Source organism: Clostridium zeae (assembly GCF_017312485.1).
Lineage (GTDB): Bacteria > Bacillota > Clostridia > Clostridiales > Clostridiaceae > Clostridium_AR > Clostridium_AR zeae.
The window spans coordinates 12,551-25,527 of record NZ_BMBA01000004.1 but is presented as its reverse complement, the minus strand read 5'-3'; the positions used below and the strand labels follow the sequence as shown (position 1 = coordinate 25,527).

9 protein-coding genes are annotated in these 12,977 nt (G+C 32.5%); 5 read left to right on the top strand and 4 right to left on the bottom strand.

Annotated features, from left to right (window positions below; all coding sequences use genetic code 11):
* Window positions 1-103: 103 nt before the first annotated feature.
* Entirely contained in the window at window positions 104-994 is an 891-nt protein-coding gene (locus tag J3477_RS17260) for a helix-turn-helix domain-containing protein (protein WP_206871187.1), read from the bottom strand.
* Window positions 995-1,115: 121 nt separating this feature from the next.
* Between J3477_RS17260 and J3477_RS17255 the strand changes: the two genes are divergently transcribed.
* On the top strand, window positions 1,116-2,036 hold the full coding sequence (locus J3477_RS17255; RefSeq protein WP_206871186.1) for a type 2 periplasmic-binding domain-containing protein: 921 nt from the start codon (window positions 1,116-1,118) through the stop codon (window positions 2,034-2,036).
* 78 nt (window positions 2,037-2,114) lie between these two features.
* Window positions 2,115-4,982: an excinuclease ABC subunit UvrA gene (uvrA, locus tag J3477_RS17250; protein WP_206871185.1), complete on the top strand. Its 2,868-nt coding sequence runs from the start codon at window positions 2,115-2,117 to the stop codon at window positions 4,980-4,982.
* 195 nt (window positions 4,983-5,177) lie between these two features.
* On the opposite strand, the gene J3477_RS17245 is transcribed toward uvrA, so the two are convergent.
* The 3 genes from J3477_RS17245 to J3477_RS17235 all read right to left on the bottom strand — a co-directional run bounded on the left by J3477_RS17245 (window position 5,178) and on the right by J3477_RS17235 (window position 9,283).
* Complete coding sequence (locus J3477_RS17245; protein WP_206871184.1) at window positions 5,178-6,914, bottom strand: cellulase family glycosylhydrolase; 1,737 nt, start codon at window positions 6,912-6,914, stop codon at window positions 5,178-5,180.
* Window positions 6,915-7,733: 819 nt separating this feature from the next.
* Window positions 7,734-8,363: a hypothetical protein gene (locus tag J3477_RS17240; RefSeq protein WP_206871183.1), complete on the bottom strand. Its 630-nt coding sequence runs from the start codon at window positions 8,361-8,363 to the stop codon at window positions 7,734-7,736.
* Window positions 8,364-8,545: 182 nt separating this feature from the next.
* Window positions 8,546-9,283 carry an AraC family transcriptional regulator gene (locus tag J3477_RS17235; RefSeq protein ID WP_206871182.1) on the bottom strand — a complete coding sequence of 246 codons (738 nt, stop codon included), beginning with the start codon at window positions 9,281-9,283 and terminating at the stop codon, window positions 8,546-8,548.
* A gap of 374 nt (window positions 9,284-9,657) precedes the next feature.
* On the opposite strand from J3477_RS17235, the gene J3477_RS17230 reads away from it, so the two are divergent.
* The 3 genes from J3477_RS17230 to J3477_RS17220 all read left to right on the top strand — a co-directional run bounded on the left by J3477_RS17230 (window position 9,658) and on the right by J3477_RS17220 (window position 12,893).
* Entirely contained in the window at window positions 9,658-10,926 is a 1,269-nt protein-coding gene (locus J3477_RS17230; RefSeq protein ID WP_206871181.1) for an ABC transporter substrate-binding protein, read from the top strand.
* A gap of 243 nt (window positions 10,927-11,169) precedes the next feature.
* Window positions 11,170-12,048 (top strand): carbohydrate ABC transporter permease, encoded by an 879-nt coding sequence (locus J3477_RS17225; protein WP_206871180.1) that lies wholly within the window; start codon window positions 11,170-11,172, stop codon window positions 12,046-12,048.
* A complete protein-coding gene (locus tag J3477_RS17220) occupies window positions 12,048-12,893 on the top strand; it encodes a carbohydrate ABC transporter permease (RefSeq protein ID WP_206871543.1) in 846 nt (281 codons plus the stop codon). Before J3477_RS17225 ends, J3477_RS17220 begins: the two co-directional genes overlap by 1 nt.
* Window positions 12,894-12,977: the final 84 nt, after the last annotated feature.

The following is a 12,977-nucleotide window of genomic DNA, read 5'->3' as shown; positions in this document are numbered from 1 at the left end:
GACGCTGGTTAAAGCTATTTTATAAAGTTTAAGTTTAAGAATATTGTTGAAGTTAAGTGGTTATAAAGCATCGGATGTATAACCGCTTAATTTCAACACAGTCTTATAAAAATGATATAGGAAAATACAAATCACATTCACAGTAGTTCTTATTACATTTTGCATAGTTTATATATTCAAACCTAAATTTTTCCCTTAGATCAAATTGAACTGTGGGCATCCATGTGTTAAAAACATGATTCCAGATATCAGATAAATTCTTTGAGGAAATTTCTTCAGGACGATGGAGTCCCATATAAGTAAAGACACCATATTTGTGAGGAAGAATATGTTTTACTTTCATATCTTCAGGGACAATACTGTTTTCACATATTTGTATGGAAGGTTGGTAGAAGGTATATTTTGTTAAATCTTCTGGAACAGTAGTAAACCCAATATAAACATCCTTTTGTATTGGATTAAAAACTCTTAATCGATGATTGTAGAAAAAGTCTAGGCCGTATTTATTGGCTATTTGTGATCTTTTATTTTCTTCAATATCTACCATATATTCATGACCTGCAATTGAGAAAGCAGGGAATATAGTTATTGAACGGAAAAAGATAAGGCCATCTCCTGAACAATTCATAAAATTTGCATTGAACTTATCTAAAATTTCTAGTGGGCATGGTTTTTTACGCCATTTTGAAGGGGTTATGTTGAACTCTTCCTTGAAAACTCTGTTATAGGTTCGTTCGGATCCGAAGGAGTATTTTGAAGAAATGAATTCAATATTGCTTCGTTCGTGGATTAGGTCACTTAGAGATAAAGCAATTCTTCTCCTTCGAACATATTCCATCAAACCTGTAGTGGTGGCACCTTTCCATATTCTGAGTAAGTGAAATTTTGAAATATTCACATTCTCTGATATGTTATCTAGAGTTAAGGGCTCCAAAAGATTATTTTCGATATATTCAGTTGTATTGTTTATTATTTCTAATAAATAATTATCCATTATTCTCAACTCCAGCAATTTTTGTCCTGTATTGATAAAAAAAGACAAGTATAATTGTACCATAAGCTAAATCATAAGAACAATTGTTTCTTTAATTAATGAATCGAAAGGATTTGAGATTATGGATAATATACTTCAGTCAGAGTTAAGAGATCGATATAATGCTGCGGTGAATAGCTTTGTTAGCAAAGTTAAGGATGATCCTAATGTTGTTGCAGTTATTGTCTGCGGCAGTGTGGCCTATGATGTTGTGTGGGAGAAAAGTGATATTGACATGACCTTAGTTGTCAGAGATCAGACTATTAAGAATACATCTTATTGTATTGTGGAAGATGGTATAACAATCAATGTTGAACTTATGTTAAGAAGTTCTTTTAAAAGAAGTTTGGAGAGAAGCATTGGAGGAACTTTTTCTCAATCCTATTTCTCAAAAGGTAAGATTATGTATACCAGCGATGACAGCCTCTATGAGTATTTTGAGGATATGAAAGTCATAGGCAGCGATGATATTGCCTTATCAACCTTTTACAGAGCTTGTATCCTTGTTGGCATATATGATAAATGTCAAAAATGGCTCACAATTAGGAAGGATCCACTTTATGCTCAATATTATCTTTTAAAGGCTGCAGAGGTTATAGCAGATATGGAGCTTTGCTTAAATGGTGAGCCAACCTCCCGTGAGGCCATACAAAAGGCTCTTAAAATTAGTCCAGAAGTACTTACTAACTTCTATCAAGAGGCAATGTCTCATCACTTCAGTGAAGAAGAAGTTTCAAAAAACATAGAGAAACTTGACCAGTACCTAATGAAGCATCTTGATATTATAAAAAAGCCTGTGATTGAATATATGTCAGATGAACAAATAAAGACCAGTACACTTATTTCTAAGCATTTTCATATGGATAGCCATTTCATTATTGGTATATTTGAGTATCTAGCTGATAAAGGCGTTATTGAAAAAGTGTCACAAACAATTCGCATAACACCTAAAAGCAAGCTAGCAGTGGAAGAACTAGGTTTTTTATTGGTACCAGACTTATAAGCTTCAGTTTTCTATTTCGCTAATGCGTTAATTTTTAGATGAATTTTTATACTATGTAAATAAGAGAGGAGATGTAATATGTCAATAAGAACAAGTATTGAGGTATCGGGAGCTAAGCAAAATAATTTAAAAAATATATCCGTAGAGATACCTAGAGATAAGCTTACGGTTATCACTGGAGTATCTGGTTCAGGTAAATCTTCTTTAGCCTTCGATGTTATATATGGAGAAGGGCAGAGGCGGTTTCTTGATTCTATATCAAACTTTGCTAAAAGCCGTATCAGTCAGTTGAAAAAAGCTAATGTGGACTATGTGAGAGGGTTGTCCCCTGTTATTGCAATTGAACAGAAAAAAGGAAACAACAATCCACGTTCGACGGTAGGTACGGTTACAGACATAAATGATTATATGAGACTTTTATTTTCTACAGCAGGCATAGGTAGATGCCCGGAGTGTGGAAAACCTCTAAAGCAATTGTCAGCAGCACAGATTGCTGAACATATTTCAACACTGCCATTAGGTACAGTAGTTGAACTTAGGGCACCAGTATACAAAATATTTGGAGAAGATTATGAGTATACCTTTCATCTAATAAGAGAAAAAGGTTATAGAAGATTACTTATTGACGGAGTACCTTTTTCTTTAGCTGAAAAAAGGGAACTTGATGAAAGCAAGGAATATAAAATTGAATTAGTAATTGATCGCTTTACCTTAAGACAAGATACTTATATTCAGCTGACAAAATCCATAGAGGCTGCAATGGTTGCACTGGATGAGGACATTATGATTAAAGTAGAAGTTATTGGAGAGGTTGATGCTTCATTTTATAAAAAATTTGGTTGCTTAGAGCATCACTATACCTTATGTGAAATGCAGCCCTTCCACTTTTCTTTTAATTCTCCCACAAGTTCATGTCATACTTGCTTAGGAGTAGGAATGTCCTATGTTGTAGAACCTAGATTTTTAATTGTAGCACCAGAAAAAAGTATAAACAAAGGGGCACTAAAAAGTTCAGTGTTTAATCCAGCAGGCAAGGATAGCTACAGAACTGTGATGATGTATAGTCTTTCGCAAAAATATGACTTTAGTCTTGATACTCCTTTTAAGGATCTTCCAAAGCATATTCATGAAATACTGTTTTATGGAACTAAGGGAGAGGTTGTAGAAATGCTGCAGCCACCTTTTTCGGATAAGAAAAACTGGATAACTGGAAGGGCTAGACCTTTTAAGGGATTTGTTTACGAGTTAGAGAGCTGGTACAAGAATTATATAAGGAAGTCATCTACTACCGAAGCTTTTGAACCTAGCTTCATTAAAGACTGTATGATAGAAAAGATATGTCCCGAGTGTCATGGGGCAAGATTAAAAACTCAGAGACTCCAGATTACTGTTGGTGGACTAAATATAGATAAATTAAGTAGAATGCAGCTTCCAGAGCTATTGGATTTTTTAAAGAAGTTAACCTTCGAGAAAGATATTGAGGAAGTTGCAAATACCATTATACGTGAAATAAGCTCAAGATTAAAACTCTTGGTGGACATTGGTCTCCACTATATAAATCTTGGTAGAAGAAGTGACAGCATTTCTGGTGGTGAGATGCAGAGAATTAAGATGTCTACACAGATAAGCAGTGAGCTTATGGGTATGTTATATGTGATGGATGAACCAAGCATCGGACTCCATCCAAGAGATTCTATGAGAGTCATAGATACAATGAAGAAACTACGAGATATAGGCAATACGGTTATTGTGGTGGAGCATGATATGGATACCATAAGAAGTGCTGATCACATCATTGAAATAGGTCCAGGACCTGGTGTTCATGGTGGTGATATAGTTGCTTCTGGTACCGTTGAAGATATTATGAGGGAACCTAAATCAATAACAGGACAGTATTTAGCCGGTACAGAGCATATACCTGTACCTGAGAAGAGAAGGAATCTAGATGATAACTTCTTGTCCATTCAAGGCGCAAGAGAAAACAATCTTAAAAATGTGGATCTTGATATACCTCTTGGTGTTTTTATCTGTGTTACTGGAGTATCTGGTTCTGGTAAAAGCTCATTAATAAATGAGATACTTTATAAGCAGCTTAAAGTTAATAAAACAGGCGCTAGAATAGTATCAGGAGAACATGATTTTGTTTTTGGAGCAGAACTAGTAAACAATGTGATAAACATTGACCAGACTCCTATTGGCAGAAACAGTAAGTCAAATCCTGCAACCTATATAGGGGTCTATGATAAGATACGCCAGGTTTTTGCCATGCAGCCAGAAGCAGTAGAAAGGGGATACAAAGAAATAGATTTTAGTTTAACCCACGCCAATGGTACCAGATGTGAACATTGTGGTGGAGATGGAATCCTTGTAACAAACCTCCAATTCATGGCAGATATTGAAACCATATGCCCTGTATGCAAGGGAATGCGCTTTTCTGATGAAGGCCTTGAGATTAAATATAATGGGAAAAGCATTGCAGATGTGCTTGAAATGACTGTTGAAGAGGCACTTGAGTTTTTTAAAGATCATAAATACCTAAAGCATAAATTAGAAATAGTTAATGAACTTGGGTTAGGATATATGCGACTTGGTCAAAGCTCAACAACCTTATCTGGTGGTGAAGCACAAAGAGTGAAACTAGCCTATGAGCTTTCAAAGATAAAGAGAGGAGCACACAATTTATATATCTTAGATGAGCCAACAACTGGACTTCATCTTTCAGATATTAAAAAGTTAATTTACTCTTTAGGAAAACTTGTTGATAAGGGTCATACAGTACTTGTGATTGAACATCATTTAGATGTGATAAAGTCTGCAGACTACATCATTGATATGGGACCAGAAGGTGGCAGTGGAGGAGGCTATGTTGTTGCGGAAGGTACTCCAGAACAAGTAGCAAGGATCGAAGCGTCACATACGGGAAGATTTCTTAGAACAGTACTTTAATAACAGGCAAGTTCAATCCAGTCACCTCACTTAAACATACCTTGAAAATATGAGCTTTAGTTCTAATAATTTTTAAAAGAATTAATAAAGAGGACAATAGGTATATTTGGTTTTACGCACAAATATGTGCTGTTTGATTATTAGTTAAAAAGAGTTTGTAGCTATATTGCAACTATACCTACAAACTCTAAATTTTTAATTGGATTTTACTGAAGTTCCACTCTTTGTGATGTTATATTGTATTATTTCTCCGCTCTGGAAATGTAGTTTTAAGGTTATTACTCCATCATTACATGCACTAAAGAAATTACTTGTTAAAGTTACTACATTTGTACTGTAGTTAGCTGTGTATGCATCACTATACTGCTTATAAGTAGTCCAGTTTTGTGGACCGGCACCACTACCGTCAGAATAAACAGCTTCTAGGGTAGAAAGTTTTGAACCATTAAAAGCTACTGGGATATTAAAACCAGAGGTAGTTCCAGTTGCTGAACTTAGTACCGGTGTAGTATAGTAATTCAAAAAAACATTCCAATCAACTCCAGCAGAGAATTTCATTGTTAGTGTAGCTTTGGTTCCGTAGCTGCCACTTATAAACTTATTTACATAACTTCCTTTTAAGGTTACTATGCCATTTGAGTAGGTATAATCAGTTCCTAAAACTAATTTTGTACTTCCATTATATATAGAAGACAAAGTATTTCCGTTCAAAGTTAAATTCATTGAAATGTCTTTAGTCCTATCTGCGTATTTAACGAAAAGCATATCAGATGTAGAATATGAGTTTCGTGAAGTCCAAGAAGCTTTCAAGGTATTATATAAAGCTTGATCATTCCAAGTATAACTAGTTCTGTTAAGAAGATTTCCATTATCCCAAAGCATTAAAGCTATGCCTTTACTTTTAGCATAATAATTGATGTAGTCAAAATACTTTAACAACTCACCATGCTCGATTGCGCTTGAAGAACTGTCAAAGGCGAGTAGGCCATATTCACCAGTTACAACTCCTATTCCGTTAGCTGTGAAATGATTGTATACTCTGTCAAAGGAGCTTGTAAGGTCAGAAATTGTTGTGCTGTCAAAAGTTGTTGTTCCAGCAATATTTACACTAAAAGGCCAATAGCCATAGTAATGAAAAGTAGCCATAATATACGGATCATTAAAACCTGAAATTGTGTTGTAAAGAGAAGTACATCTGTCATCACTATTGTTGGTATTTAAAGTTGGAAGAACAAGCATACGAGATGTGTTATTACCACCTGAATTTCTAACAATAGTTCTAAATTGAGTATTCACAGCTGAAAGTCTCTGCATTTGTATATCAGTGCTTACATCACCACTATGATTTTTAAAATATGGTTCATTTAAAGACTCGAAGCATACTTTTGAAGAATAGCTTTTAAAGTAATTAGCAAGCTGAGTCCAGATAGCTTTGTATTCTGTCATAGAAACTCCATTATCGTCATCTGCATTTATATATTCTGCCCATTCCCAGGAATCATGATGTATATTTATCATTACATATAAACCTTGATCAAGAGCCCATTGAACAACCTGAGCATAACGAGTTAAGTAGGTAGAATCTATGGTGTAATTAGGAGCAGCTCCAACACGACCATAAGCCGTAAAAGGTATTCTAATACTTTTAAATCCTTGACTTTTAATTGTTTGGATTAGTTGTTGAGTTACTACTGGATTTCCCCATGAAGTTTCACCAGTGCTTCCAACTGAGTCAAAACTGTTTCCGAGATTCCAGCCAGGCTGCATTGATTCAGCATAAGTTTGGGAGTTAGTCTTAGTTGTAACAGCAGCCTTTATATTCTTAACCTTTGTAGCAGCATTTGCTTTTGTTGGTTCAGTTTTAGCTAAGCAAGTTGAAAATGTTAAAACACAAGCTGTCAAGAGCATTAGTAACTTTTTTGTTTTCTTCATGATAATAGTCTCCTTTTCATTTAAGGCTATGTTTAACAAAAGCTGAGTTTTAAACAGAGCCTTGCTAATATAATAGGGTGCAGAATTAAATTCATTAATTTTGCTCATCTTAAGTGAATACTTTATCATGGTGTTATTGTGAATTAACGGGATACTTTGTAATTAGATTTATATCTTCAAATTTTCCTCTCAAAACCCATAGGAGTTTTGGAAATATATCTAGGATTGAAGTTTTTCATCTTTAACGTAGATTTGTATAAAACTAACTAAGATTAAATCAGAAATTTTTGGTATAAATAAGAAGCGTATATTGAAATGTAATTAGTACTATTATTTCTAAAATAGATATGTAATGCATTACAAGTTAATTATAGTATTTTAAAAATAAAATGATATACAAAAAAACAATTATAATGTAAAAAAACACCAAATTTATTATCCGAATATAAATAAAAGTGATACATTGAACTGTTGTTTTTGAAATCACTTCTTTTTTATAAAATAGTCGTAATAACATAGGTGATGTTTTTAAAGCTTTGTATTTTTCAAAAAGAGGAATTATAATTTTTTATGGAACTTAGCTAAAAGCTTAGCATTAGGATAAGATAAATATCAACGTCTGATTAGTACAATAATATTAAGAAGCTATCTCAATCATTATAAGATTGGAATAGCTTCTTAGATATTTAGTATGTAATTCTTTGCGTAAGCTCATTAAGGATGAAATAACTCTAAACCTAAAGGTATAAGTTTAATTATAGAGTTGTTCATCTAAAGAGCATCGGAGGAATAAGCACTTAATTAAAAAGGGCACAATTTTTACTTTTGAATTGGTTGCTCCTGTATATCTATATCAGTAATTCTAAAAGTTTTATCTCCTTTAACATTATGAGCAAGAGTTAATCTTACTTTATCAATTTTATTAATTTCATTTTCAGTATAATTTACAATTATAGTTTGATTGCTACCATAATAGGTTTTTGAGCTATCTTTTAAAGTAACAAAAATTCCTATTTCAGACTTAGCAATATGATAGCTTATAAGTTTTTCCGTATAATTCTTCATAGAATTCTTAAAATTATCAGTTCTATCTCCAAAGGCAGTTCCATTATCAAAACCAGAGTATGTACTCAGTTTATCAAAAGCTTGGTCTACAGTTGACGGTGTACAATTATAAAATCCTTGAATGAAATCTGCAATAATAGGATTAATCATTTCTTGAACCTTATTATTGTCAGCTAATTCTTGAGTTTCTTTTTGTGAGAATGCTTGTACACTAGAATCCGTAGATATATTTTTAGAGCTATTCGATTGATTACTTTGAAGTTGCTTTGTTTTGTCAACTTCGACTTTCTTTGATACTTCAGTTTTACTGCTGCAACTTACTAGCATCATTGTGCAAGACATAACCGTTAAAAGTATGTAAGCAAATCTTTTTATAATAACCATCCCCTTAATTAACTCTATATAATAAAGATTAAAGAGTGAAAGTTATTACTGCAACCATCAATATTTACCAATAGGGTAAGGCTTAAGAACATTCATATTGAAATCTAAAATTAATAAGGCTGAAGAGTTAAGAACTCAACAGCCTTACTTTATTATAAATATCTACTTAGGTTACTCTAAATTTATAAGCTAACCTTAGAAATCAATGCTTGTCTTCTATAATCTTTAGGAGTTACCCCCATATGTTTTTTACAGAAACGAGAAAAATAAGTTATATGGCTAAAATTAAATATTTGGCTTATTTCAGTTACGCTCAAGTTAGTATTGTTTAAGTAAAGCTGTATAGCTGAGATTTTTACCTCGCTAATGTAGTCAGATAAGGTTTTACCAACTTCTTTTTTAAAAGCGGCTGAAAGATAATTTGGATGCACGCTCACTATAGAAGAAATTTCTTGAAGAGTTAAGGGAGTTTCAATATTTTTCTTAATATATTCAATCACACGATTTATAAGAGGATTGTAGAAGTACTGTTTGTACCTTTTTGAAACATTAATAAAATCGTTTAACATAAAGTATTCTAAATTTTCTAAAGCATTGATATTAGAAGTATCATCTATGAGATTGATATAATAATCACTTAATATAAATGCAGTTTCAGTATCCAAACCTGCTTCAATTACGGCTCTAGTGAAGATTGTGCATGATCCAATAATGGAATATTTAAGGGAAGTCAATGGATGTTTGGACAATTGAGCCCTCTCAAGTGAATTAATTTTCTTTAAGATATTAGTTGCGGTATCAGTATCCAATTGTTGGATACTATGTACTAGTTTTGATTCAAGTTCATAAGGCGGATGAATATAAGAGGCATATCTATTTTTCGCCATTGTATATTCAATTTTTTTGTATATGCTCTGCATTTTCTGTATCACCTCAAAAAGTAATCTTAATAAAGTGTAAATTTTATTAACATTGTATAAAAAATTATAGTTTTTCTTGTATATAATGTCAATATAATCAATAACAAATTAAGGAAAAAACAGCGCTGATATATGTAAAGGATTCCTTGGTTCTTAAACATAAAATTATTATAGCTTTATATCTAAATCTATAAAAGAGCTTTATAAGAAGATTGAACAGCAATACTTATATTGAAAAATATTAGTCTGCATGGCTCTTACTGTAAACGTTTTAAAGTCTGCAGTTCAAAACTGATGTCTAAATAATAATTAATATAGTTACTATAAAACTTCCAAACTAATAGAAATTAAATTAGAAAATAGGGGGAAAAAGTATGAAAACAAAAAAATTATTAAGTGTTCTTTGTGTTATGGCGGTTGCTTTATCAACAATGGTTGGGTGTGGATCTAGTTCCTCAACTACAAGTAATAAATCAAGTAAGGCAGAAGTTACTTTAATTCAAAACAAGGTTGAAATTCAAACAGAACTAGAAGCTGCAGCAAAACAATTTAATGCATCTCAAAATGACGTTGAAGTGAAAATTTTAGGATCTGCTGGAGATAATCTAGTTACTACTTTACAATCACAGTTTGCATCAAGCCCTGCAAAAGCACCTACAATTTTTACCTGTGGAAGTGGAAGTGAGTTTGAAAAATTCTTCAAGTATATGGCACCAATGGATTCTGCAGCAGCAGCAAAGAACATAGCTAAAGGACAGGCTGAAGATACAATGAAAGATGGGAAGCTTTATGGACTTCCACTAGCAGTTGAAGGAATTGGACTAGTATATAATAAGCAAATATTTAAAGATGCAGGAGTTGATGCTGATAGCATAAAAACTATGGATGATTTAGCAGCTGCTTGCGAAAAAATATCAAAGGTTAAGGGTGTTGTAAAACCACTTGCATTTGCGAAGGAGACTTATTTCCAATTTATGCATCCATTTAACTGGCCTTTTGCAACTATGAGTAATTATAAAGATGTTATCACTAAGGTTACTAATGGACAACTCAACCTTAAGGATGTTCCAGAAGTTAAGAAATATGCACAGGATTTAGAAAAACTAAAACCATACACAAATCTTGCAAAAGATAGTTATGACGATCAAGTTGCTGGTTTTTCACAAGGTAAATATGCAATTATCCATCAAGGTAACTGGTCTCAATCAATAATAGATCAATACAAAGTTAGTTTTGATTATGGAATGATGCCAATGCCAGCTAACGGAAATGCCTCTTTAGCTGTAGGAAATACAAACTTCTTCCATGTAAATAATGCAGCAACAAAAGAACAACAAGCTGGAGCAATAAAGTTCCTTGATTGGCTTCTTACTACAAAAGATGGACAAAAAATTGTTACTGACAAATTTAAAGTAATACCTGCTTATAATGGCTTTGATACAAGTAATTTAAGTGTTCTATCTAAAGAAGTTGCAAAATATTCTGATGCAGGAAAAACTATTCCATGGACATTCAATCTATTCCCCGCAGGTGTTGATAAAGATTGTACAAGTGCAATGGAAAAGTTCTATGCTGGACAAATAAACTCAGATCAATTATTAGATGAAATACAAAAGGTTTGGGTAAATGCTGCAAAGAAATAACTTGAATATAAATGAAAATCTCTAATAGAAGATTTTAAAGGTAACCAATAGAAGAAATTAAATTGTACTTGCTCGAAAATCGCGGAAGCTAAGGATTTTCGGGCATGTATAATTTGTTATTGGAGAGAATTGCTTAGTTTATTTTAAATTTATTTATATAACTCCTGTGAATTTTAGATGGAAACTTTAAAAAGATAATAAGGGTTTATATATAAAATAAAGATAAGAAATGGAGCGAAAATAATGAATAGAAAGTTTAAGGACAAAATGACCACGGCATTATTTGTTCTACCGTCATTATTCATATTTGCCAATGTTGTTGTTATCCCTTTTATAATGGGGATAATATATTCCTTTACCAACTGGGATGGATTTGCTTTTACAGGTGCTAGTTTTGTGGGATTAAAGAACTATATTTCAGCATTTGATGATGGAAAATTTGCTACATCATTTTGGTTAACAACCAAATATGTTATTGCTATGACTATTCTTGTTAATATAGTTGGACTTGCATTAGCAATGTTAGTAACTTCTAAGGTTAAATTTAAAAATTTCTTCAGAGCTGTATATTTTATGCCTAACTTAATTGGAGGACTAATATTAGGTTTTATATGGAAGTTTGTATTTACAAAATTATTTGAAAGTTTAGGGCAAATGACTCATACTTCTAAATTCTTTTTCAATTGGCTTGATAATCCTACAGCTGCATTTTGGGCATTAGTTGTTGTAGGAGTATGGCAAATGGCTGGATATGTGATGATAATCTATATTGCTTCTATTGAAAGTATATCTGATGAAGTTTTAGAAGCCGCAGATATTGATGGAGCAAGTGCATGGCATAAATTTAGGAAAGTTATTCTTCCTCTAATAGCCCCTGCCTTCACAATAAGTTTATTTGTCACTTTAGCAAATTCCTTTAAGCAATATGATACAAATTTATCTTTAACCAACGGGGGACCTTATGGAACAACTGAACTAATAAGTATGAATATATTTTCAACAGCCTTTGGTTACAACAAGTATGCACAGGCACAAGCTAAGTCAATAATGTTTTTCTTGGTTATAATGGTGATCACTGTTATACAGATTTCTATTACTAAAAAGAAAGAGGTTGAAATGTGATGAAGTCAAAATTTAGAGCATCCAAGATCATCCTTGTACTTGGAATTATTACAGCAGTCATGACTTTATTTCCTATATATATTATGTTAGTCAATTCCTTTAAGGGAAGAGAACAAATATTTACTGATACCCTTGGGTTACCTAAAGCTTTAGATTTTTCATATTATATACAAGCAATTGATAAAATGAATTTTCTACATGCATTAGCTAATTCTTTAATAGTAACAATAGTCAGTACAATACTTATTATAACTTTTTCCTCGATGACAGCGTGGGCTTTAGTTCGTAGTAAGTCAAAAATTGCAAATATCATATTATTAGCTTTTGTAGTTACGATGCTAATACCATTTCAGTCAGTTATGATTCCACTGATGCAATATATGAGTAAGTGGGAAATTCCTTCAATTAATTTTTCAATGATTAATACCTTTTATGGTTTAATTTTTATGAATATTGGATTCGGAACAAGCCTTGCAGTTTTTCTATACCATGGGTTTATAAAAGGTGTTCCACGAGCTTTAGAAGAAGCTGCAATGATTGATGGCTGCAATAAGTTTCAGTTATTCTGGAGAATTGTGTTTCCAACTTTAAAACCAATTACAATAACAGTAGCAATTTTGAATGTGATTAGTTTATGGAACGATTATTTGCTACCTTCCTTAGTATTAAGAGATCCAGAGCTTAGGACAATTCCTTTATCAACCTTCTATTTCTTTGGAGAATTTACAATTCAATGGAATTTAGCTATGGCAGGACTTGTTCTTACAGTAATACCAGTAGTTATATTTTATTTGGTATCTCAAAAACACATCATTAAGGGAGTCATGGCTGGTGCAGTAAAATAACACATGCAGCTAATAGTGTACAGTTTGTATTTTAATTTTATTTTTAAGCTTCAATAAAGAACTAAAGATGAAACACTTCAATCC

Coding starts and splice junctions, on each gene's coding strand:
- J3477_RS17260 (WP_206871187.1), bottom strand. CDS start 994: ATGGATAATTATTTATTAGAAATAATAAACAATACAACTGAATATATC.
- J3477_RS17255 (WP_206871186.1), top strand. CDS start 1,116: ATGGATAATATACTTCAGTCAGAGTTAAGAGATCGATATAATGCTGCG.
- uvrA (WP_206871185.1), top strand. CDS start 2,115: ATGTCAATAAGAACAAGTATTGAGGTATCGGGAGCTAAGCAAAATAAT.
- J3477_RS17245 (WP_206871184.1), bottom strand. CDS start 6,914: ATGAAGAAAACAAAAAAGTTACTAATGCTCTTGACAGCTTGTGTTTTA.
- J3477_RS17240 (WP_206871183.1), bottom strand. CDS start 8,363: ATGGTTATTATAAAAAGATTTGCTTACATACTTTTAACGGTTATGTCT.
- J3477_RS17235 (WP_206871182.1), bottom strand. CDS start 9,283: ATGCAGAGCATATACAAAAAAATTGAATATACAATGGCGAAAAATAGA.
- J3477_RS17230 (WP_206871181.1), top strand. CDS start 9,658: ATGAAAACAAAAAAATTATTAAGTGTTCTTTGTGTTATGGCGGTTGCT.
- J3477_RS17225 (WP_206871180.1), top strand. CDS start 11,170: ATGAATAGAAAGTTTAAGGACAAAATGACCACGGCATTATTTGTTCTA.
- J3477_RS17220 (WP_206871543.1), top strand. CDS start 12,048: ATGAAGTCAAAATTTAGAGCATCCAAGATCATCCTTGTACTTGGAATT.